Source organism: Nostoc sp. (assembly GCF_036917375.1).
Classification (GTDB): Bacteria; Cyanobacteriota; Cyanobacteriia; order Cyanobacteriales; family Nostocaceae; genus Nostoc.
Map to the genome: position 1 here is coordinate 1 of NZ_JBALDN010000113.1, position 24,722 is coordinate 24,722.

Sequence of the window (24,722 nt, forward strand, 5' to 3'; positions counted from 1 at the left end):
ACTCCCAAGGCAGATACAGCGAAGCCGAACCCCTTTACATCCAAGCCTTAGCACTCAGGCGCAAGCTGCTGGGTGAAGAACATCCAGATGTCGCCACTAGCCTCAACAACCTAGCGGCACTCTACGACTCCCAAGGCAGATACAGCGAAGCCGAACCCCTTTACATCCAAGCCTTAGCACTCAGGCGCAAGCTGCTGGGTGAAGAACATCCAGATGTCGCCACTAGCCTCAACAACCTAGCGGCACTCTACGACTCCCAAGGCAGATACAGCGAAGCCGAACCCCTTTACATCCAAGCCTTAGCACTCAGGCGCAAGCTGCTGGGTGAAGAACATCCAGATGTCGCCTCTAGCCTCAACAACCTAGCGGCACTCTACCGTTCCCAAGGCAGATACAGCGAAGCCGAACCCCTTTATATCCAAGCCTTAGCACTCAGGCGCAAGCTGCTGGGTGAAGAACATCCATCTGTCGCCTCTAGCCTCAACAACCTAGCGTTACTCTACGAATCCCAAGGCAGATACAGCAAAGCCGAACCCCTTTATATCCAAGCTTTAGCACTCAGGCGCAAGCTGCTGGGTGAAGAACATCCATCTGTCGCCTCTAGCCTCAACAACCTAGCGTTGCTCTACAACTCCCAAGGCAGATACAGCGAAGCCGAACCCCTTTATATCCAAGCTTTAGCACTCTGCCGCAAGCTGCTGGGTGAAGAACATCCAGATGTCGCCACTAGCCTCAACAACCTAGCGGCACTCTACCGTTCCCAAGGCAGATACAGCGAAGCCGAACCCCTTTACATCCAAGCTTTAGCACTCAGGCGCAAGCTGCTGGGTGAAGAACATCCAGATGTTGCCTCTAGCCTGAACAACCTAGCGGCACTCTACGACTCCCAAGGCAGATACAGCGAAGCCGAACCCCTTGACATCCAAGCTTTAGATATTTGTGAGCAACGGTTAGGGGTGGATCATCCTAACACTGTTACTGTTCGTAATAATTTAGCATATTTGCGCGATCGCCTCCCCCCAAATCCAGAATAAGCTAGTTTTGTGCAAAGCGTACCGTAATAAAACTGAAAAGTGCGTTAGCGAAGCTTACCGAAGGTATCGCCTAGACTAAAATTAATATTGAATAAGTAAAAATGCCTGATTACTTATTCAAAAGTAGCTTTTACTTTCTCAAAAGCAGCTTTTAATCTCGCATTTTAGTGTTTTCCACAAACAAAAGCAGCTTTTACTTCTTCAAAAGCAGCTTTTAATGTCGCATTTCAGTGTTTTCCACAAACAAAAGCAGCTTTTAATCTTGCATTTTAGTGTTTTCCGCAAACAAAAGCAGCTTTTAGTCTCACATTTTAGTGTTTTCCGCAAGCAAAAGCAGCTTTTACTTTCTCAAACCCCAGTTTGCTTTCTCATTTGAGTAATTCACGCATTCATTTTGATATATATTGAGCCGAAAGCTTGCGTAGGCGTAGCCCGTCGGAGACATCGCTCTATAAAAGAAGTGTAATCTACAGGCGATCGCTATTATGCAGTTATGAATGATGAAGAGCAATGTCTCCCACAACAAAAAATCAGCTACGATAAATCATATAATTATCTTCACAAACATAGCAATGTTAATTACATACACTGCAAAATATACAAAAACTAATAGCGGATATATGGGACAACTTCTTGAATGGCAAGAAGTCATCACAGAAGGAGAAACCATAGAAGAATGTAGAGCTATGTTACAAGATGCAACCAAGTAAATGGTTCTTGCCTATCGTCAACAAAATAAAGAAATTCCCAGAGCTGGCTCTTTGCTGGAACAAATTCCTATAGAGGTCTGAGTGTGTCAGTCAAACGAAAAGAGCTAATTAAATACTTAGAGCAAAATGGCTTTTATTTATTAAGAGAAGGAGGAAATCATTCTATATATACTAATGATATCAAAACTCTTCCGGTAAAACGGCATCGTACCATTGATCGTATTACTGCTAATGAAATTTGTAAATAAGCGGGTTTATCACCTAATTTTTAACTGCCACTTAGAACCGTCGAAGGTAATGAAATTTTGGGCGGCTTGTAAACTCAGTGAAGGCGAGTATTTGCAAGTTAAAGAAAAGCTATTTGCTCCAGAAACAGTTGCCAGTTTATATGCCAAAATCAAAGAATATCAAGATAATGAGACTCTACTTTAAAGTGTAAATCGACAAGCGATCGCTCTTAAAGACGCGATAAATCGCCGTCTCTACAAAAGATTCATTCTTGTAAAGACGGCGATTTATCGCGTCTCTTGCCTTAACGGAAACGTATTGGATTATAAAATATACTTGCCATCAATAAATATCACTCAAACCTTGAAGGTTCAACTATGATAGCCTCGCCCCAACAAAACTATCTTACTGCTGAAGAATACCTCCAAATGGAGGAACAGAGCGATATCAAGCATGAATATATAGACGGCTACATCTACGCAATGGCTGGAGCGCTAGATCCACACGTTACCATTGCGGGAAACCTGTTCGCTCTCCTCCGTAATCATGTGCGCGGCTCTGATTGTCGTGTTTACATCGCTGACATGAAAACCAGAATCGAATCTCTGAATCGCTTTTATTATCCCGATGTGATGGTTACTTGCGATCGACGAGATCGAGAAACGCCTGGTTATAAAAGATTTCCCTGTTTAATTGTCGAAGTTTTATCTAATTCTACCGAAGCCTTTGACCGAGGCGATAAATTCGCCGATTATCAAACACTCGAAAGTCTGGAAGAGTATGTTTTAATTAATACAAAACGTCAGCGAGTTGAGTGTTTTCGACGCAATGAACAAGGGTTGTGGGTTTTACAATCTTATACAGCAGAGCATCAATCATTTCGACTTAATAGCGTGGATTTTGAGGAAACAATGACCACACTCTACGAAGATGTAGTTTTTGAATAATCAATTATTATAGAGTATTCGACGCAATATTTAGTAAACTATATAACTGATAAGCCTTGAAAGCTTCCTTACCAGGCGGAAGCGTTGATGAAAGCAGGCACAATTGATTAAAAAAAAGTTATGGCGCTCATAGTTCAGAAATACGGTGGTACATCTGTCGGTTCAGTCGAACGTATTCAAGCTGTTGCACAGCGTGTTTATAAAACTGTTAAAGCTGGAAACTCTATTGTCGTAGTGGTTTCGGCAATGGGCAAAACCACCGATGGACTCGTCAAACTAGCTACTGAAATTTCTCCAAATCCTAATCGCCGGGAAATGGATATGCTGCTTTCTACTGGCGAACAAGTAACCATCGCCTTACTCAGCATGGCTTTGCAGGAACTCGGACAACCCGCAATTTCCATGACTGGCGCTCAGGTAGGAATTGTTACCGAAGCCGAACACAGCCGCGCTCGGATTTTGCATATTGAAACTACTCGCCTAACTCGCCACATAAATGAAGGTAAAGTAGTTGTAGTAGCTGGGTTCCAAGGTATCTCTAGCGCCGGAGAGATGGAAATTACGACTTTGGGGCGTGGTGGTTCTGACACATCAGCAGTAGCGATCGCAGCCGCATTAAAAGCGAATTTTTGCGAAATTTATACAGATGTTCCAGGTATTCTCACTACAGACCCCCGCTTAGTTGCTGAAGCTCAGTTGATGGATGCCATCACCTGCGATGAAATGTTGGAATTAGCTAGCTTGGGTGCAAAAGTGCTACATCCCCGTGCTGTGGAAATTGCCCGTAACTATGGCGTTCCCCTTGTAGTTAGGTCTAGTTGGACAGATCAACCAGGTACTTGGGTGACATCAGCCAAACCCCAAGGGCGATCGCTGATCAATTTAGAAATTGCCCGTCCAGTGGATGCTGTAGAATTTGACACTGACCAAGCGAAGGTTGCTTTGTTGCGCGTACCTGACAAACCAGGTGTAGCAGCAAGGTTATTTGGTGAAATTTCTCGGCAAAAAGTAGACGTAGATTTGATTATTCAATCAGTTCATGAAGGTAACAGTAATGACATTGCCTTTACTGTCACCACACCAATATTAAGACGGGCAGAAGCAGTAGCAACAGCGATCGCCCCAGCACTGAGAAGTCAATCTAACCCAAAATCTGACGAAGCCGAGGTAATGGTAGAACATAACATTGCCAAAGTCAGCATCGCAGGCGCAGGAATGATTGGCCGTCCTGGTGTTGCTGCAAAGATGTTCGCCACATTAGCTGAAGCAGGCGTAAATATTCAAATGATTTCCACCAGCGAAGTGAAAGTAAGTTGTGTAGTAAATGCAGCAGAATGCGATCGCGCCGTCAACGCACTCCGCACCGCCTTTGAGATCGAAGCAGGGGAGCAGGGGAGCAGGGAAGCAGGGGAGAGTGCGTGCATAGATTCCCCTCTGCCCCTCCGTCCCTCCGCCCCTCTGCCCAATTGTCCTCCCGTTCGCGGCGTTGCTCTCGATTTGAATCAAGCGCGTCTTGCTATTCGCCAATTACCAGATCGTCCAGGGATGGCGGCGAAGTTGTTTGGATTATTAGCGCAGCATAATATTAGTGTTGATATGATTATCCAATCTCAGCGCTGCCGGGTGATTGATGGTGTTCCGAGACGAGATATTGCTTTTACTGTCTCGCGGATAGACGGGGAAAATGCCAAAAAAATGCTTACTCAAGTAGCAGCAGAGTTAGGATGGGGTGAAGTTGTTTTAGATAGTGCGATCGCTAAAGTGAGTATTGTCGGTGCAGGTATGGTAGGACAACCAGGTATTGCCGCTAAAATGTTTGAAGCTTTAGCCCAACAAGAAATTAATATTCAAATGATTGCCACCTCAGAAATTAAAATTAGTTGTGTTGTGGCGCAAGAACAAGGTGTTAAAGCTTTGCAAGCCATTCATGCAGCCTTTGAACTGGCTGGTAGCGAGAAATTTGTCGTGCCAGCATGAAGAAAGGGAAAGGGGGAAAGGGGAAAGGGGAAAGGGAACCAGTAACTTAAAAGCAGGGGTTTCAAATATGGACACTGATTTTTCTCTCTGCGAGACGCCAAGGGCGAACGCACTACGTGTCTCAAAAATCTTCTTTTTTTGTTCTCCATATTTAAAAACAGGCGATGCACTGAGCGTAGCCAAAGTGGGCTTTATACCTTGTGGGGAAAAGTTCTAAATTCTGTGCCCTTTCCCCCTTTCCCCTTCCCCTTTTCCCCTTCTTGGTAAAATCTGAATCAATGAGCTTTCACCCTAAATCCCTCTCCCAAGCTTGGGAGAGGGACTTTGCAATATACACGCGGTAGCAGCCCGCGCCTCGATCTCATTTGAAGTTGCTTAATAAATAAATATTTATATTTAAAAATCAGTAATAATAACACGTAAGCTATAATCGAACAATTTATCAGACTATAATTTTATATTGATGAATAGTCATTTACTAGATGGACATTATCAAATACTAAAAGTTCTCAATGATGGGGAAAAAGAGAAAACCTATCTAGTTGAAGATGTTAATCTTAATGGTGAAGAATTTGTAGTAAAGCAGTTATCTCTTCCGAATAGCAATCCTCAAGCTTTAACAATCCTACGCCGCTTGTTTGACAGTAAGGCAGCAACTTTAGAAAAACTCGGACAAGAACACGATAAAATTCAAAAGCTCATTGCTTCTTTTGAAGAAAATGAAGAATTTTATCTAGTCCAAGAATTCATACCTGGTAATCCTTTAACTGACGAAATTATCCAGGGACAACTTCTCAAGGAAGACCAAGTAATTACTCTTTTGTCAGAGATATTAGAAACTTTGGTTGTTATACATAGCTATGGCATAATTCATCGAAATATTACACCAGCAAATATTATTCGCCGTGAATCAGATAAAAAGTTAGTTTTGGTGAATTTGGGTACTTTTAATGAAGCGATCGCTAATACTGTTGACAATTCTGAGTATATGCCTATAGAGCAAATTAACGGCAACCTCAAATACAACAGTGATATATATGCTTTAGGTATAGTTGCGATCGCCGCACTGAAAGGTTTACCTACAAAGGAAATATCTAATTTGCGAAGTCAGAAAAATAAGCTGACAGGTGAAATAGTTTGGCGCGACAAAAATCTCAAAGTTAACAGAAAATTAGCAAAAATTATTAATAAAATGGTGCGTTTTGATTATCGTAAGCGCTACCAGTATGCAACGGAAGTTTTAGACGACCTGAAAAAGTTAATAAATGTTGATGACGATCGACAAAAACAGCAACAGAAAAAATTATTACTAGTTCTAGCAGGAATAGCTGGATGTATTACCCTTAGTGTTGCAGCGTGGCAATTGAGATCGCCAAAACTTGTAAGTAATGCTCAAAAGACATTATACCAAGAAGGCGTAAATAAATATGAGTTAGGAAACTATGAAGGAGCAGTTGAAGATTTCAATCAGGCTATTAAATTAGATCCGCAAAACGCTTTAGCTTATAATCGGCGAGGTGATGCTTATTATCGATTAGGAGACTACGAGCAAGCACAAGCAGATTCTAGTCAAGCTATTTTACTCAATCCTCAAGATGCTAATGCTTATTTTGACCGAGGATTTGCTTTTTCAGCGTTAGGCAAATACAAAGAAGCGATCGCAGATTATACTCAAGCAATTAAGTTAAATTCTAAAGATGCATACCCTTACTATGGACGAGGATTAGCTCGTGCTCAATCGAAGGATAATAAAGGTGCAATTGAAGATTTTAGCAAAGCGATCGCTCTTAAACCCCAGTATACTGAAGCTTACTTGCAACGAGGTATTCTTCGCCGTCGCCTCAAACAAAGACTTGAAGCAATCCAAGATTTTGATAAAGTAATTAAGATTAATCCTAGCGATGCTAAAGCTTTTTATCAAAGGGGTTTAACTCAATCTATTAATAAACAAAAAGATGAAGCAATTAAAGATTACACAGATGCAATCAACATCAATCCCAAATACATAGAAGCTTATCTTAATCGTGGCGATCTTTACAGCGATCTGGGAAATAATGTAGAAGCGACTGAAGATTACAATACTATTTTACAAATCGATCCTAAATTTATTGCTGCTTACATTCACAGAGGTATTCACCGCTTTTCCTTTGGAGATTATAAAGGCGCTATTGAAGATTACACCGCAGCACTAAAACTAGATACTAATAATGTAGCAGCTTATAACAACCGGGGTAACGCCTATCTCGAACTGGGAAATAAAAAAGCTGCAAATCAGGATTATTCACGAGCGATCGCAATTAATGCTAACAACGCATTAGCCTATTATAACCGGGGCGTTATTCGCACCAAGCAGAAAAATCAACTGGGTGCGATCGCAGATTTCAAAAAAGCCGCAAAACTATTTCAACAGCAAGGCGAAAAAGATAGTTATCAAGATGCACAGCGGGAAATTGCAATTTTACAAAATAATTCAGCGCCAGCCCCAATTACGCGCCCTAAATCTGGGAAAATAGAAAAAAATTGAGTCACGACTCAATATAGTCTTGACTATCAACAGTCAAAACTCTTAGAGAGTGATTGTGCTATTTAAATGTGTTTTATGTTACAAATTTACGACTATTACTTGAGCAAGCTAGTTTTGATGGTTTGTAGTAAGCACTTTAGTGCTTATAAAACAAGGACTAAAGTCCTGATTAATTTCCATGAGTCACAGCATTTTCTTACGACTCAATTAGGATTGCTATATGCTAATTCTCCTAACTTTTCATTCAGATAACCTGGAAATATTTACCCATAGAGATGTCGATACGGTATTGAAAAGAATTGATGGTTCTCACAATATTTGGTTGCGTTGTGTTCACTTCCGCGATCGCACTGGAACAGCCAGAATTATCAAGCACTTTGGACTCAATCCATCTCGTGTTAACATGATTTTCAACCATTCCCCTGTAGGAATTGATGAAGATGTAGAAGATTGCTTATTTGACAGCTATGAAATCCTAAGTTCTCAAATAAAAAATAATGAGTTTGAGGTTGTGCGTGGCAACATTGTGGTTGGAAATAATTTTATCATAACTTTTGAAATAACTGAACTAAAAATTTTAAGTATTTTAGCTAATAATCTCCAAAAGCGAACTTTAGATATTCATAAATTGGGAATTGACTATCTTTTTTATCTCATTTTTAAAGATATTTTGAATAATTACGAAACTGTATTTACTTATATTTCGAGGAAACTTGATGATTTAGAAGATGAAGTTTTAGACAATTCGGGTGATGAATCAACCTACCAAAAAATTGCCACAATGAGGCAATCTACTCGTTCTGGACGCCGTAATTTTCAAAGCATCAAGTTACTTATGGCTATTATGAATAATGAAGATTTCCAATGGATCGGCCAGCCAGTGAAGGAACTATTCAATCAAGAACTGGTTCATCACGTTGATAGACTCTGGCAAGAATATCAAGCGATAAGAGCCTGGATGTCAGAATTAATGGAAATTCAACGCGATAATATTGCGAGTAAAACAGGCGAACGAATTAATCGCCTGACTATCTTATCGACCATCTTTTTGCCAATAACTTTTATATCTGGTTTCTATGGTATGAACTTCAAAAATATGCCTGAATTAGAACAACCTTTTGCTTACCCTGTGGTGATCTGTATGATGGCATTAATTGTGATTGGCAGTATTGCCTATGCAAAAAAACAACGTTGGTTGTAGGATATATAAAGTTACTAATAACAAGATTATCGATTTATTAAAAAAGTCATTTATCTGAGTCTGTTGGTGCAGATCAAATTAAATACAATTTCTATATATTATATTTTTTTAAGTAGACTGAATCAACCCTAAATCGGCAAATAAACGTGAATCTACCATTAATTATTCGTGCTGAAGAACATAACGAAAAAACAGCAATTGCGACAAAAGACAGAGCATTTACCTATCGAGATTTGCTTCACACTTCCAGTCAAATAGCAACAAGTCTTCTTCAAAATGCAGAAGATTTACAAGAGCAACGAGTTGCATTTCTCATTCCGCCTGGGTTTGAGTATGTAGCCACTCAATGGGGAATTTGGCGGGCTGGTGGTATAGCTGTACCTTTGTGTATTTCCCACCCACGTCCAGAATTGGAGTATGTAATTACTAATTCTGGAGCATCAATTATTATTGCTCATCCCAATTTTGAGGATATACTGCGATCGCTCGCCGAAGCACACAATTTGCGATTTATCCTCACCTCAGAAACGCTCCCACATAACGTTAATCGCCTCCCAGAGATAGATATCACTAGACGCGCCTTAATTCTCTACACTAGTGGTACAACAGGTAAACCCAAGGGTGTAGTTACAACCCATCAAAATATTCAAGCACAAGTAACTAGCTTAATCACCGCTTGGGAATGGACATCGGAGGATCGCATTTTACATATCCTGCCACTACATCATATTCATGGAATTATTAACGTCCTGACTTGTGCATTATGGGCTGGGGCAGAATGCCATATATTGAGCAAGTTTGATGCCGAAACCGTTTGGAACCGAATTTGTGACGGTGAGTTAACCTTATTTATGGCAGTACCAACGATTTATGTAAAGCTAATTGCGGCTTGGGAAACTGCCTCTAAGGAACGCCAAAAAATTATGTCAGAAGGCTGTGCTAAGATGCGCTTGATGGTTTCTGGCTCGGCAGCATTACCAGTTCAAGTTTTAGACAAGTGGCAAACCATTAGCGGCCATTTTCTGCTGGAGCGCTATGGTATGACTGAAATTGGCATGGCGTTATCAAACCCTTTACACGGTGAACGGTTGGCTGGATATGTCGGCAAGCCACTACCTCAAGTTGAAGTGAGATTAGTAGATGAGAACGGAGAGTTAGTTCCAACTGGGACACCAGGAGAAATCCAAGTTAAAGGCTCCGGAGTGTTTCTCGAATATTGGCAAAACCCCGAAGCAACCGCCAAAGCCTTCCAAGATGGCTGGTTTTGTACTGGAGACACCGCCGTAGTGGAGAACGGCAACTACCGAATTCTGGGACGGATGAGTGTGGATATCATCAAAACCGGAGGATATAAAGTTTCCGCTTTAGAAATTGAAGAAGTACTGCGATCGCATCCAGATATTCAGGAATGTGCAGTGGTTGGGGTTGCTGATTTAGAATGGGGTGAACGGGTTTGTGCTGCGTTAGTATTGCAAGGCTCACAACCTTTAACATTACAAGCTTTCAGGAGTTGGGCAAAAGAGCGATTGGCAGTTTATAAAGTGCCAACCCAAATTTTGATAGTTGAAGAATTACCGCGCAACGCGATGGGGAAAGTTACTAAGCCGACGGTGGTTGAGCTATTTGAAGCATAGCAATCGTCACAAAATTTTGGATTTTAGATTGAAAAGAGCAATCAAGTGAAATCGATTTATGAGTGACTTAGTTTTTCTACCCGCTCATCAACTTGCCCAGATGATTCGCGATCGCCAAGTCTCTGCTGTGGAAGTGTTCGATGCTTACTTGGCGCAGATTTCTAAACACAACTCAAAGCTGAATGCGATTTGCACGTTAGACGAAGACAATGCTCGTGCCAGAGCAAAGCTTGCAGATGAAGCTTTAGCTAGAGGAGAACACTGGGGCGCTCTGCACGGTGTCCCGATTACAATCAAAGATATCTTTGAAACAGTGGGACTACGTACCACAGCAGGTTACATTCCTCTCAAAGACTACATTCCTCAACAGGATGCCACCGTTGTCGCCAGGCTGCGAAAAGCAGGAGCCGTTATCCTGGGAAAAACCAACATGGCAGAACTGGCTGGTGATTTTCAAAGTACAAATTCTCTGTTTCCACGGGTAAATAATCCCTGGAATCTTGACTATACAGCAGGTGGCAGTTCTGGAGGTAGTGCTGCTGCCGTTGCAGCCGGACTTTCAGCATTAGATATAGGCAACGATATTGCAGGTTCTGTGCGCCAACCTGCAACTTTCTGCGGCGTGTATGGTTTAAAGCCAACAGATCGCCGTATTTCCACCGCCGGAAGTATCCCTGAAGTACCGGGAATGCCGCTATGCTTGCGACAAATGTTGACTATTGGCTGTTTTGCGCGATCGCTCGAAGATATTCGCCTTTGTTTCTCACTCATCGCCGGTGCGGATCTACGTCGCCCAGATGTGCCACCGATTCCCCTTGATACTCCATCAGGCAAGTCTTTGCAGGATCTTAAAATTGCTTGGATTGATGAATGGGTGGAGGTTCCCGTTGCTGCGGAAATTCGAGCCGCAATACAAACAGTCGTACAAAAACTCGCTCAAGCAGGTAGTTATGTTGAACGCTGGCTTCCCAAAGACTTTGATTTATCGACAGTGTGGAACCTCTGCGGAAGGATGGAAGCATATATCAACAACTACGCCCAACCCAAGGATCGCTATAATGTGCTACGCAGCTTAGAGTTACTCTTTCGCACAGCAACTCAAGGCGACAAAAAACTCCGAAAATTGGGGAATTTCAGCAGCTTTCTGCCAGAAATTTTGAATCCCAGTCTCAAAGGATATTTCGAGACACTTACCGAACGCGATCGCTTCATTGCTCAAATGGATGAAGCTTTAGAAGCGTGGGATGTGTGGCTCACTCCTGTAACAGCAACCCCTGCATTTACCCATTGTCCGGCTTGGAGTGCCATTGATATTGAGGGCAAATCCTATCCTCATGCGGTGGCAAACGGAGCTTACACTATGCCATTTAATTTGAGTGGTCATCCGGCGGTGGTTATTCCCATAGGGCATCATAATGGCTTACCGATTGGAATCCAAATTGTTGGCAAACGATGGCGTGAGATGGAGTTGTTGGCGATCGCTCAAGAACTCGATAAAGTGGTTGGTGATTTCCGCCATCCATTAGGCTATTGAGGAATGGCAGCAATTAAACTTCACCGTTATAACTTAATTTAGTTAACGGGACTTAAACAAAAATCAAGCCCAAATGTAGCCCAAACTGGCTTTATAAGAAACAAACAGGTCACTCTTGAGAGTCAACCAATCAACAAATGGGAAGGACATAGCTCTTCTAAAGTTTTAAAATCAGTTTCATTTCTCAAAAGCATAAACAGCCAGAGCAATCATATCTACGAGTGCCCTTTGAAAAGCGAAGGCTTGCTCCTAGTCAATGATTTAAGATTAGAAACACTATCTTACTATTTATACATATTTTTTAAAAAATTTTTACTTAATTAGTTGCAAATATACCTGTATGCTTTTATTGTTACTTACACTCAAAAACATTATGAGGCGCGTTTTTCTTAACTCTTTATTTGTTTTATCGTCTATTTTAGGAATCACATTTAGAGCTTCTGCTGAACAGCTAGTAACTGCTGCGATTGACAAAGATAATGAAATAATCTACCAAGTAGATCTAGATAACCGCAGTGAATACCAAACAGATTCTGGATGGCGGCATGTAATATTCTACCTTTCTACTAAAGGAGACGCTAGAAAACATCGTTCAATTGCAGCTTGTGCGCCTTATGATATCAAATCAGAATATTATGGTTTTAACTGGGAATCTGATGGTGGTGGATTCCCAAAAGGAACAATTGCGGGAAATATTGCAAGGGCTGCTTGTGACTTATAACTCTTTTATTTAACCAAATTTAACAATACAACAAACCAGCCCAGAACTAGAAACTAGAGAAATCGGGATATTGAAGATTATCTCTACCGAACCATAGCCACTGCCCATCAAAGATTACATTTTATAACCTCCAATCCTTCTTAAAATCCCACTAAGAAGGATTTATCGTTTCTATTTCAATTATTTAACACTGTAATAGTGTGACTAGCTTAAAATTGCGGAAATATGCGAATTAGACAATATTTTATCAAAATCAGCAAATCAGCATCAAAATACGGTATTTTAGGCTTTATGTAAGATTTGATGACTTAACTATTTTTCTACACATTCTTTTTGAGGAGCTATACATGAAAAGTTTATTCAACATTACTAGTGCAATGCTAATCGGGTTTATCTTCAATGGAGCGCTCTTAATGGAATTAGCTCATGCACAGGACTTTGATAGGCGGTACTTATATGCCAATAGCAGGTGCAAATATCCTATACGTTTTCTGGTTTATCATAAAGACTCTGAAAACCCTCAACATGCACACGCCTGGTATTACTTTCAACCGTATGAAGAAAAACGGTTAGAAGCTAATGGTGTCGTACTTCGCCAAATAGTTGGAGTACCTTTTTATATTTACGCAGAAACCGTACCCAAGTCAGGAGTTCCTAATAGAATATGGGCGGGTAACGATGCTATAGCTGATTTAAATGATGTTGGCTATAGTGTGCGAAAAATGCCTTTAATTGTAAATACAAAAGGAGATTTAGAATTTACATTTTATTGTCCCACCCCATTACAATTTAGTTTTTAAAAATTATTATTGCTGAGGAAATATTCTAATTAACTGTAGTAATATCGCCTCTAAAGAATTCAAAGCAGCATTTGTAGTTTGTTGATGGTCATTAACATTCTGTTGATGCTGTTCAAAGTTTATTTGATGGTCTTCAAAATTTTGTTGATGTTGTTCGTGAAAGTCCTTTAATTCTAAAAGCACATCATCCAGCACAGCACTACGAGCCAAAACACGATTAGTATTTTCTGTTAATTCATTTACATTATCACTAAGATTTTCTAACTTTGTGGTTAGTTGTGCTATGGCTTATGAGTCGATTTTTTGATTGCTTGACCCTGAATCGGGACGTATTTGCTGCTTACAAAGCCAGTCTGGGCTTTATTTGGGCTTAATTTTTGTTTAAGTCCCGTTAAGGATAATTGTAGGTTGGGTGGAATGTAGTGCAACCCAACAAACCCGCGAAAATGTTGGGTTACGTTCCTCCACCCAACCTACGCAGTTTATGGTTTTTGACGCTAACCCAAGCCTATTGCGCTATAACCAACTCACGGTAAGTTAAAAAACTCAAACAACCCAGTCGCCGAAATAGCAAATGAGTACGCCGAAATAACAAATGAGTACTCCGAAATAGCAAATGAGTACTCCGAAATAGCAAATGAGTACGCCGAAATAACAAATGAGTACTCCGAAATAACAAATGAGTACTCCGAAATAGCAAATGAGTACGCCGAAATAGCAAATGAATATGCCGAAATAACAAATGAGTACTCCGAAATAGCAAATGAGTACGCCGAAATAGCAAATGAGTACTCCGAAATAATAAATGAGTACGCCGAAATAGCAAATAGACTTCTTGGCATTTGTGGGGAAAAGGGTAAGGGGAAAAGGGGAAAGGGCTAATAAAAACCCTTTTCCCTTTAACCTTTTCCCTTTCCCCCCTCTTGCAAAAGTTACTTTTGCAAGAGGTCTAATGAGTACGCCACTAACTAATTTTTCACCCCTTCGGTATTTTTGGCGGACACCAAAAGAGGTTTTTACTGGACACACCAAGGGATTCCAGAATTCCTCGCATTACCTGTGTGCAGTACATCCAATGTCCCAAATCGTCATACATGCGATCGGGATTAAACTCGACATTGTAGTGCAGCACATTGGGAAGGTCTAAAAACTCATCACCGCTTTGGGGAGAAAGCAGCAACAGATGAAATGGTTTCCCCTGGCATTGTTTTTCCAGCTTGTTGACTAAATCGATCGCACCACCGCGATCGCTAATTCCTGTGCGAACAAAAAGCACTTTGTCGCAGTGCCGCAGTGTATACCAAAACCTTTCAGCGCGTGCCGTGTAACGAACCCGCATCCGTTCATAGACGGGAGACATATCTTGAACAGCGTCGTCTGTCTCCTCAACTTCATGGGCAAAGGATAAACCCGACCATTTAGCGTGGTAAATTCTACCTGCATCGGGACTGTAGTGCAAAAAAGCAGGGTTCCACATATCATCAAAACCGTGTTCGATCGCATCCGCAACATCTGCAATATTAGTGGTGCGCGTCAAATCGAAGGGAAAGGCGGGGCCATCATATTCCATTTTATACAACATCATCCGGACGGCACAGCGATCGCCAAGGGGAAGAATCGCCACACGGCTGATATCCGATAACTCACATTTGTATTGGAAAAATACCGCAGACTTAGGTGGTGCTTTTACCCGGCTTTCCAGCCCATCTTTACCAATCATCATCGTGCGAAAGGGGACATCGGGATAAAGCGGATCTTCATAAACACCCGATGGCATAGCTTTAAGTGCGTTGCAAACCTCCGTCCACATCGGCTGGATGTTGTACTCGCTGTCTGATTCGTTGATTACCCAGAGGTGGCGTTCGTCCGCTTGCAAAATCCCCAAATGTCCGTCATCGAATAAAACGTTGTTCGGGGAAAAGAGATTAAAGGCGGGGCTATATTCTAAATCGGTATTTGGGGGGATGTTTATTGTAGTTGCGATCGCACCATCCTCTACAGCCAAGAAAGGGAGCGTCCCCGGCTTGACAGACTTCGCAATGTAAATACCTGATATCAATCCAGCCTTAGTTTGCAGTGCAGTTTGTAGTTCTTGCCAATAGGGAGCGATCGTGTAGCTGTATTTTGATGTATTAACAATCCGTAAACGCTTCTCTTCCATACAGACAGAGATACAAAAGCCCGCATTGTCAAAGTAAATGGGAAATTCATTCGGCTCGCGGAAGCGTTGTTTTTCTTTTGCTAATTCGTCTTTGTCAATATCGAATAGTTGCTGGTCGATCTGCTGATACATGAGGCTATGGCCAACTGTGTTCGGGTGAGCCGGATCGAAGGATGTCCCCGCTTTCCATCTTCCTTGTCCATCATCTACAGCTGCTAACCAATTCAGTACAGGTACGCCCCAATTTAGCATCCGGTTGTGTGTGTCTCGGAGCAGCCAGTAATGTTCCTGAGAATAATCGCCATTGGGATAGACTCCGCCCAGAATTGGAATTGCCCCGATGTCTCGCGTCATTTTCACAAGTTGCTGCAAGCCACTTTCAAACCGTCGCTGTACTGCTCGTCGTTCGTGAGGGGAACAGTAAGCTAACCCTTCGTTGCCTAGAGACAAGGCAATGATGACGATATCCGGTTGTTCTGGGGTGACAAACCAAGGAAATCTAGCGATCGTTCTGCTGACATTTGCCCCCACTTCTGACACATTCACAAGTTTGTACCCATATTTTTGCTGTAAAGCCTGTGCCAACAGCCAAACCCAACCTTTCAAAAACCAAGCTTTATGACCTAATGCAACGGAACTACCAATAACTACGATTTTTAAACTTTTAGACTTTTTATCCAGGGGAATTTTAACAGCAGGCTTCTCAATATATCCGAACGGATAAGCTTGTAAATAACTGAATGCGCCATCATCCACAATAATTGTGCTGGCACGATCGCTAGAGTCAATCGGAATCCATCGGTTTGTATCTAGTAAGCTCTCCCATTGTGCATTGCCGTTTGCATCGAGTAGCACATACTTGTATTCAACTCTCTGTTGACCGCCTGACTCTTGAATGTCAATTTCATCTGTCCACCATAAAGGATAGCGATCGCCACTTGTACGCAGATGAACACATTTACTAATATCCCACAGTCCTAACTCTGGAATGGAACCGACAAGACCGATGGATTCGCCTGTTTGCGTGTATGCATTGATCTCGAATCGATACATAAAGTTGATCCTGATTTAAGGAGTACGATACCAAACACTCAGGCTGAATCTTTAAACCTGTTTTGACAATATTACATAGAAATATAATAGTCCGGTATCAATAATTCTATGTATGCTGAAGCTTTGATTAATAGAACTCAAAGCTATCAGGGCCCTAGCTTTTCAACAATTAAATTGGATTTTGATAGAAAATATAATACTAATTTAATAAAATATATTGCATTAAAAGTCTTAACACAACTAAGAACAAATCAAAAAAAGGATAAGATTAAGTTAAATTGGTTCTATCGCTCTCTTTTATAGAGTTAGAGCAAGAAAAGCATTTCTACGTAAGTGTTACAAATAGTTTCAAATTAAATTAATACTTACAAATAATTTTTAGCAATAATAATAATTAGTTAAGCTTGAGATTTAGCTAAGTATGGATAACTTACCTCAAAACAATTCTAGCTCCCCTGCTGGGGGTGGTTTACCTGTGATTCAGTATTGGGTAGAAAAAACTCTCTCATCACAAGGATTAAAATTATGGCAAACTCTTAATCATAAAAGTGCGTGTTTATCCTGTGCTTGGGGCACGGGTGGACAAAAAGGAGGCTTTGTTAATGAAGCGGGAGAATATTTACAACGCTGTGCTAAAAGTGTAGAGGCGATCGCTGCGGAATTGCAACCAGGAATTAAGCAAGATGTTTTCCGAGAAAATAGCATTAGTGAATTACAAAAACTGACTTCTCAAGAATGTGATTCCTTGGGTAGATTAAGTTATCCTATGATTCTCAGATCGGGTTCATCCCATTATCAACGTATAAGCTGGGAAGAAGTTTACCAAATCGCGACACAAGCCTTTAGTTTCCCACCAGCACGAATTGCTAGTTATAGTTCTGGACGCTCATCTAATGAAGCGGCCTATTTACTACAATTATTAATGCGATCGCTAGGTAGTAATAATCTAGCAGACTGTTCAGATTTGTGTCACGCACCCTCAACAGTGGGGTTAAAAAAAGTTTTCGGCTCAGGTACATCGATGGTGAGTTTAGAAAACTTAAAACATAGTGATTGTATAGTTTTAATTGGTTCTAACGCCCCTGCAAATCATCCACGATTGATGAACGAATTAATCGAATTGCGGGAAAGAGGCGGGAAAGTAATTATTATTAATCCTCAAATTGAAATCGGTTTAGTTAAATTTGCGTCTCCTGCATTTCCCATCAAATCTTTACTCACAGGAGGTTCAGATATATCTTCTTTATATTTACAACCAATTCCTGGAAGTGATGCTGCATTATTTGTAGGTTTACAAAAATCTCTGATTGAACAGAATTTGATTAAAATAGAATATCTGAAATCCTATACACAAAACTGGCAAGAAGTTGTAGATTACGCTAATAATATATCGTGGGATAATATCACTAGTACCTGTGGCTTATCCCAAGAAGAAATTACAGCAACAGCTTATATAATTGGTAAATCAACGCGTGTAGTTTTTGCCTGGGCAATGGGGATAACTCAACACTCTAACGGTGTGGATAATATTTTTAGTATTGCTAATACAGCCTTAATGACAGGTAACGCTGGTAAAATTGGTGCTGGGACAATGCCCATTCGAGGACATTCCAATGTGCAAGGCTTTGGTTCAATGGGTGTTACTGTAAACTTGCGAGAAGAAATCAAACAAGCACTATCTCAATTATTAGGAAAAACTTTAAATGAAACTCCTGGCTATCATACTCGTGACTTAATCACAGCAGCAGAATTAGGAAAGGTCGATACACTGTTTTGTTTAGGAGGAAATTTGTATGCAGCTAACCCAGACTTACAGCAAGTAAAACAGGCATTATCGCAAATAGAAACCATATTTTATGTAGCTACCAAACCAAACTTAGGACATTTCCACGGATTAGCGAAACAGCAAACTTTAATATTACCTGTATTCAATCGTTTTGAAAATCCTCATAAAACAACAACTGAATCGGGTAATAATTTTGTGCGGTTAAATAATGAAGGTAAAAGTCATTTAAAAGCACCTAATGCCGATTTAATTTCGGAAATAGAATTAATCACAGAAATTGCTCATCGTTTACATAGTGAAACACCGATAAATTGGCGTAAGCTGCAAGATACAGTTTATGTTAGAGAATTAATTGCTAAAACTATTCCTGGCTATGAGAAGATTGGTACAATTGACCAAAGCAAGCAGGAGTTTATCATTGAAGGGCGGATTATAGATGAACCGAAATTTCCCACACCTAATGGTAAAGCACAGATGTTTGTCACACCTTTGCCGCAATTATCGGTACCAACTAAAGCAGCGTTTGGTGTGCCAGAAAATCACCCAGGAATTGTAGTAATTTTAGGAACAGGACGCAGCTATGGTCAACATAATACTGTAGTTTATCGCAGTGAAGATAAATATCGAGGTATGCCTCATCGTCACTGTATTTTAATGAATTCTCTAGATGTCAAAAAAGCGGGATTCCAGGAGCATCAGCGAGTAATAGTGAAAGGAGATCGGGAAGAATTAGACAATATTGAAATTATTTGTGGAGCGATTCTTGAAGGTGTAGCTTTTATGTTTTATCCTGAAGCTAATGTTTTATTTAAAGCAAAAATCGATCCGCAAAGTGGCACACCTGCTTATAAAAGAGTTCCAGTTTGTATTATAGGTTCTCAATTTATTTAAGAACAGGCCAATCCAGGCTTTGAGTTTTTGTTGTTTGTAGATATCAGTTAAATTATTGAGAGTAAATTGTGATAAATAAACTTATTACCCGTTGTTTCAGAAGAGTTTAAATGCTTATTCCACAACCATTTTTGTTACTACTCAACTGGGATGTGCCTGAATACAAGCATCATAAAAACATAAATAAATATTAATATCTTAATAGTTATATATAAGTTAAGAGTTAAATAATCTTAGGAGAAATAAAAATACCTGGGATTTGCATCGGCAGTTGTATTTGCCAGATAAAGTGATGCAGATCCTTTCTCAACCTAGAATAACAATTTTTTAGCTGGTCGTGGCAAGCATCATGAGTCGATGACCGCCGATAAACCTTGCGTTTGAACATGAAGGAAGCAACAATGAGTAGCAATCTAGCCATCAAACTGCGCTCTGGAACTCAACAAGCCCACACATCAGCGGAAAATGTGGCATTCATGAAATGTTTTTTGCAAGGAGTTGTGGATAGAGACTGCTTCGCTAAATTCTTAAGCAACTTGTATTACGTCTACAGCGAACTAGAAGCGGCATTAGAGAGCCATAGAGAGCATCCTGTGATTAGTGCGGTTTACTTTCCTGAACTTAATCGCCAATCTTCACTTGAAAAAGACATGGTGTTCTATTATGGGGATAATTGGAGAGAGCAAGTTACAATCTCACCTGCTGCCCAGAGCTACATTGAGCGCATTCGGGAAATTTCTGCTAGTGAACCAGCCTTATTGCTAGGTCATGCCTACACTCGCTACATGGGCGATCTTTCTGGGGGTCAAATGCTACAAAAAGTTGCTCAGTCAGCCCTAAAGCTTTCTGGCTATGAAGGCACATCCTTTTACAACTTTGAGCAAATTCCTGACAAAAAGGCATTTAAGGATAAGTATCGTCAGGCATTAAATGCATTACCCGTTGATGATATAACAGCAGAACGGATTGTTGCAGAAGCTAATAATGCCTTTGGATTCAATTTAAAGATGGCTCAAGAGTTAGAGGGAAGTTTAATTAAAGCACTCGGTCAAGTTCTCTTTAATAACCTCACTCGTTCTCAAAATTCAGGTAGCACTGAAATAGCTGCGGCTAATTGATTTTGTCATTTGTCATTTGTCATTGGTTATTTCCCAATCATCGCCCCACTACCCACAGACGCGATTAATCGCGTCTCTACCTACTCCCTTCATTCATTGGAAAGCAACTCAATGGTTTTTCTATTACCTGGTGTCAAGTTCGATCTGGATCTGATTCAAAAGTACGACACTCGCGCACCTAGATATACCAGTTACCCACCCGCTACAGAGTTAAGCGAAACATTCACTGAAACTGATTTTAAGGCCGCGATCGCCGCATCGAATCAACGCAAAACCCCTCTTTCTTTGTATTTCCATATCCCTTTTTGCCAAAGTGCTTGCTACTTCTGCGGTTGTAATACAGTAATTTCCAACAACAAGAATATTGCTAAACCTTACGTGGAATCTTTGGTTCAAGACATTAAAAACACCGCAGCTTTAATCGATTCCGATAGAAAAGTGCTGCAAATCCACTGGGGAGGTGGTACTCCTAATTATTTGGAGCGTCACCAAGTAGAATTTTTATGGAAAAATATCAATCGCTATTTCAACATCGATCCCCAAGCAGAAATCTCAATTGAGATTAATCCCCGGTATATCGATAAAAACTACATTTTCTTTCTGAGAAAGATTGGATTTAATCGCATTAGTTTTGGCATTCAGGATTTTAATCGCCAAGTTCAAGTGGCTGTCAATCGCGTCCAGCCAGAAGAAATGCTTTTTGATGTCATGAGTTGGATCAAAGAAGCTAAGTTTGAAAGTGTGAATGTAGACCTAATTTATGGTTTACCTTATCAAACACGTGAGACATTTCAAGAGACGCTGAAAAAGACGATTGAATTAGATCCTGACCGAGTTGTTGTCTTTAACTTTGCTTATGTACCGTGGCTAAAACCGACACAAAAAAATATTCCTCAAGAGGCGCTACCCCCAGCCGAGGAAAAGTTAGAGATTCTGAAAATGACCATTGAAGAATTGACGAATAACCAATATCTATTTATTGGCATGGATCATTTCGCTAAAACTAATGACGAATTAGCGATCGCTCAACGTAATGGTACTCTCAAACGCAATTTTCAGGGCTATACTACCCACGCTGAGACAGAATTATTTGGTTTTGGTTCCACATCCATCAGTATGTTAGAAGATGCTTATGCTCAAAACCACAAGGAGTTAAAGGATTATTATCAAACACTGGCAGCAGGTAGTTTACCTGTTAGTAAAGGTATCAAACTCACTCAGAATGATATTATTCGACGGGATGTGATTATGGGTATTATGTCTCATTTTCAGCTTCATAAGCAAGATATTGAAAACAAATATCATATCAGTTTTGATGAATATTTCTCTGAGGAACTAGAGGCGTTAAAACCACTAGAAGCCGATGGTCTAGTCAGTTTATCAAAAAATCAGATTCAGATTACCGACATCGGTAGATTACTAGTAAGAAATATTGCCGTCATATTTGATACTCATACAAGAACGCGAGAGACAAAATTCTCCCGCGCTATTTGATATCGCTTCTGCAAATCTTTACCACATATTATCCCCTCAATTTACCTTAAAAATGAAAGTTGAGGGGATATTATTAAGACTATAGCAATCCAATTTTATGTTTAAACTTACTTGCGTGGTGCATGAAGCGCACTGTAAGCGGGATAGGCAGTCAAAAGGCAATTGGAATAAAGTTATTAAATAAAAAATCTACAACAAAAAGCCTAGTTAATTATTTATATTTTTTAAAAAAATTATGAATAAATATTTTGCGTACATCCCCATAAAGTTAGAGGTAAATGTTATGCCTTAAGGTAGAGATAAAATCGAGGAGATTGATTAATCAATTAAAATTTAGTTTTACGCACAATAATTATGTCCAGAATTTAGATGTTTTTAATGACTTATAACTTAAAATGTGCAAACAGTTTTATTTAAAACTAAGATGAAAACGCAAATTTTCATTCAATCTAAAATATAAATTATTTTGTATAACTTTTGGATTTAGCATTTACCCCATCTGGTAGAAAGAATTTGGAATTAGAGTTGATAACTTAGATATAAGTGAGATTGTTGAGGCGGTTATGAGTATTATTGCTTGGATAGTTTTAGGACTTTTGGCAGGTGCGATGCCTACGGCGGGCTTACGCCTACGCTAAAGCTATTTATCCTGGTTATCAAGGCGGCGGAATTCTCTCCACAATGATATTGGGTATCATTGGTGCTTTCGTCGATGGAAGTCTATTTACCTTGCTACGAACCGGAACTCTGCAAATTACTGCTGCTGGTGCTGGTTTAACTCTTCCTAGTATTTTAGTGGCTGTGCTTGGCGCAATTATTGCTATTTATCTATGGGGATTAATCAGAAGAAGCAGCAATGCATAATCGTTGATTGGCAATTATCATCTCTGAAATAACTACTGTACTTTTGGAATCTTTTAGTTCGCCAGTATAACAAGCTAGAAAACATCAAATTAGCTCTATCTGGAAAAAGACTAAAAGATAAATCAATTCATTCTGAAACATCATAATCTTGGGAAGTGTAAATCTATGTTTTTCCACAAAAAAGAGCCTATTCATGCAGTTAACGTTAGTGAACCAAACCCCCGTTTTGCTCAGTTGCTACTAGAGCAGTTTGGCGGAGCTACTGGAGAACTTAGTGCAGCACTTCAATATTGGGTGCAATCATTCCATGTCGAAAATGCTGGCATTAAAGATATGCTCCAAGACATTGCGATCGAGGAATTCAGCCATTTAGAAATGGTTGGTAAACTCATCGAAGCTCATACCAAAAATGTGGATCAAACAGAGGCTTACAAGAGTACTCTTTTTGCAGTCCGAGGAATTGGGCCTCATTTTCTAGATAGTCAAGGTAATGCTTGGACTGCAAATTACTTGAATGAGGGTGGAGATGTAGTGCGTGATTTAAGAGCTAACGTTGCTGCTGAAGCTGGCGCTCGTCAGACTTACGAAGAATTGATTAAGTTGGCAACCGACAAGGGAACCCAAGAGACTTTAGTCCATCTGTTAACACGAGAAATTTCTCATACTCAGATGTTTATGAAAGCTCTAGATTCGCTAGGTAAGTTGACAGATCCATTCTTTGGTAATATTAAGCCAGATGAAACTGTTGCTCTCTACTACAATCTATCTACAAACGGAAATGGCCAAGATGAGCGTGGCCCTTGGAATTCCGAGCCAACATTCAAATATGTTGCTAATCCGCTAGAAAGCCATTCTTAATTGCATAGATTGCAGTCAAAATATAGGTTTATTTTGAGCGAAAAGGTTTTTGGCAGGTTCTGAACAACTCCCAATAATCTGGTGGGCAAATAGCTTACCTTCTTTAGAAAATGTTGGGCTGTTGAGCTACATTTAGTGAGCAAAAAAAATCCCGACTTTTCTAAAAAGTCGGGATTTTTATTTAAAGCAATTTTTATGTATTGGAACCGCACCTATCGTCGGGGCGCAAAGCCTTGCGCCCCTACTTCAATTTCTACCCCGATATTTCTGACTTCAGAAATTAATTCAACTCAAAATCAAAACTCAGAATCAGGAGATTGACTTGTGATTGTCAACGCTACGCCAACTGGTTGGGAAGTCATTTATCATCGTGCCCATGCTTTATTAGCTGCTCAACTGGCTGGACAATGGCGACGTAAAGATGCGCCAGCAAGGTTATATGAAACAATAGCTGCAATTTCTCATCACGATGACTTAGAAAAAGAGTGGGAAGAAGATATTCTAACTGAAGCAGGTGCCCCAAAGGACTTCATGCTCGCCACAAATGCCGATTTAGATGCAAGTGTCGATAAATTGGCTAATTTGGTAAAGAATGCCCTTTACCGTGGACGATGGGTAGCTCTATTAATTTCTATGCACATCAGCCGTTTAAATGAGTCAAGCCGGGGTAAGTCTCCAAAATTAGACAAACTTTTAGACGAGCAACTTCAAAATCAGCAACGCTGGCGCAAAGAATTGGGCATCAAAAAGGAGGAAGTTGATGCAGCCTATGCATTTATGCAATGGTGCGATCGCCTTTCGCTTATTCTCTGTCAGCAAGAACTACCTGACGATGAGCGGTTTTTAGAAATTAGCAAGGGCCCTGAAGGCGATCGCTATGACATCATGCAGCGCAGTGATAACTTGGTTGTTATTAAACCCTGGCCCTTCCAAGACAATAAATTCACAGTCAATGTCGAAGCCTGCGGCCTCTCCCAGGTGAAATTTCAGAGCAGCACCGAATTAACTAAAGCACTACAAGAAGCGCCGATCGAGGTACTAGAGTGGACATTTGTTAAGAGTTAGATCCATAAAGCTTACAGCTATTTAGCTCAGGGTTAGCGCGTCTCAAACCCTATTGACAAGCGGACTTGCCCGATCAGCAATCAAGTTGGAAACAAAGTGGCACTATCCGAGCTAGGGTAAGA

Annotated in this window: 18 protein-coding genes and 1 pseudogene; 17 read left to right on the top strand and 2 right to left on the bottom strand. The window is 40.4% G+C overall.

The genetic code is table 11. The annotated features are described in order from the left end of the window. The 11 genes from V7K45_RS31075 to V7K45_RS31125 all read left to right on the top strand — a co-directional run. A partial coding sequence (locus V7K45_RS31075; protein ID WP_335009550.1) for a tetratricopeptide repeat-containing protein occupies positions 1-1,034 on the top strand: 1,034 nt, incomplete at its 5' end. 793 nt (positions 1,035-1,827) lie between these two features. After that, positions 1,828-1,992, top strand: a complete 165-nt coding sequence (locus V7K45_RS31080) for a type II toxin-antitoxin system HicA family toxin (RefSeq protein ID WP_335009552.1) — start codon at positions 1,828-1,830, stop codon at positions 1,990-1,992. Further along, on the top strand, positions 1,976-2,176 hold the full coding sequence (locus V7K45_RS31085) for a hypothetical protein (protein ID WP_335009554.1): 201 nt from the start codon (positions 1,976-1,978) through the stop codon (positions 2,174-2,176). Before V7K45_RS31080 ends, V7K45_RS31085 begins: the two co-directional genes overlap by 17 nt. A 173-nt stretch (positions 2,177-2,349) precedes the next feature. After that, positions 2,350-2,919, top strand: coding sequence for a Uma2 family endonuclease (locus V7K45_RS31090; RefSeq protein ID WP_335009556.1), 570 nt, complete (start codon positions 2,350-2,352; stop codon positions 2,917-2,919). 120 nt (positions 2,920-3,039) lie between these two features. Beyond that, the gene (locus V7K45_RS31095) at positions 3,040-4,896 is read left to right on the top strand and encodes an aspartate kinase (protein ID WP_335009557.1); all 1,857 of its coding nucleotides are present in this window, start codon (positions 3,040-3,042) and stop codon (positions 4,894-4,896) included. A 463-nt stretch (positions 4,897-5,359) separates the two neighbouring features. Further along, complete coding sequence (locus V7K45_RS31100; protein ID WP_335009560.1) at positions 5,360-7,420, top strand: tetratricopeptide repeat protein; 2,061 nt, start codon at positions 5,360-5,362, stop codon at positions 7,418-7,420. 220 nt (positions 7,421-7,640) lie between these two features. Continuing rightward, on the top strand, positions 7,641-8,621 hold the full coding sequence (locus V7K45_RS31105; RefSeq protein ID WP_335009562.1) for a magnesium transporter CorA family protein: 981 nt from the start codon (positions 7,641-7,643) through the stop codon (positions 8,619-8,621). Between the two features lie 146 nt (positions 8,622-8,767). After that, entirely contained in the window at positions 8,768-10,255 is a 1,488-nt protein-coding gene (locus V7K45_RS31110; protein WP_335009564.1) for an acyl-CoA synthetase, read from the top strand. A 58-nt stretch (positions 10,256-10,313) separates the two neighbouring features. Then, complete coding sequence (locus V7K45_RS31115) at positions 10,314-11,789, top strand: amidase (protein WP_335009566.1); 1,476 nt, start codon at positions 10,314-10,316, stop codon at positions 11,787-11,789. 340 nt (positions 11,790-12,129) lie between these two features. Continuing rightward, complete coding sequence (locus tag V7K45_RS31120; protein WP_335009567.1) at positions 12,130-12,510, top strand: hypothetical protein; 381 nt, start codon at positions 12,130-12,132, stop codon at positions 12,508-12,510. Between the two features lie 347 nt (positions 12,511-12,857). Then, positions 12,858-13,310: a hypothetical protein gene (locus V7K45_RS31125; protein WP_335009569.1), complete on the top strand. Its 453-nt coding sequence runs from the start codon at positions 12,858-12,860 to the stop codon at positions 13,308-13,310. A 6-nt stretch (positions 13,311-13,316) separates the two neighbouring features. Here the strand turns inward: V7K45_RS31125 and V7K45_RS31130 are convergent, their stop codons facing one another. Then, positions 13,317-13,520, bottom strand: coding sequence for a hypothetical protein (locus V7K45_RS31130; RefSeq protein WP_335009571.1), 204 nt, complete (start codon positions 13,518-13,520; stop codon positions 13,317-13,319). Between the two features lie 766 nt (positions 13,521-14,286). Continuing rightward, the gene (locus V7K45_RS31135; protein ID WP_335009573.1) at positions 14,287-16,524 is read right to left on the bottom strand and encodes a DUF1796 family putative cysteine peptidase; all 2,238 of its coding nucleotides are present in this window, start codon (positions 16,522-16,524) and stop codon (positions 14,287-14,289) included. 421 nt (positions 16,525-16,945) lie between these two features. Between V7K45_RS31135 and V7K45_RS31140 the strand changes: the two genes are divergently transcribed. The 6 genes and pseudogenes from V7K45_RS31140 to V7K45_RS31165 all read left to right on the top strand — a co-directional run bounded on the left by V7K45_RS31140 (position 16,946) and on the right by V7K45_RS31165 (position 24,600). Then, positions 16,946-19,201: an FdhF/YdeP family oxidoreductase gene (locus tag V7K45_RS31140; RefSeq protein ID WP_335009575.1), complete on the top strand. Its 2,256-nt coding sequence runs from the start codon at positions 16,946-16,948 to the stop codon at positions 19,199-19,201. A gap of 401 nt (positions 19,202-19,602) precedes the next feature. Further along, on the top strand, positions 19,603-20,319 hold the full coding sequence (locus V7K45_RS31145; protein ID WP_335009577.1) for a biliverdin-producing heme oxygenase: 717 nt from the start codon (positions 19,603-19,605) through the stop codon (positions 20,317-20,319). Between the two features lie 111 nt (positions 20,320-20,430). Then, positions 20,431-21,813: an oxygen-independent coproporphyrinogen III oxidase gene (gene hemN / locus V7K45_RS31150; protein ID WP_335009579.1), complete on the top strand. Its 1,383-nt coding sequence runs from the start codon at positions 20,431-20,433 to the stop codon at positions 21,811-21,813. Between the two features lie 563 nt (positions 21,814-22,376). Beyond that, positions 22,377-22,677, top strand: a pseudogene (locus tag V7K45_RS31155) (GlsB/YeaQ/YmgE family stress response membrane protein). 165 nt (positions 22,678-22,842) lie between these two features. Continuing rightward, positions 22,843-23,535: a manganese catalase family protein gene (locus V7K45_RS31160; RefSeq protein ID WP_335009581.1), complete on the top strand. Its 693-nt coding sequence runs from the start codon at positions 22,843-22,845 to the stop codon at positions 23,533-23,535. 324 nt (positions 23,536-23,859) lie between these two features. Then, a complete protein-coding gene (locus V7K45_RS31165) occupies positions 23,860-24,600 on the top strand; it encodes a DUF3891 family protein (protein WP_335009583.1) in 741 nt (246 codons plus the stop codon). Positions 24,601-24,722 lie beyond the last annotated feature (122 nt).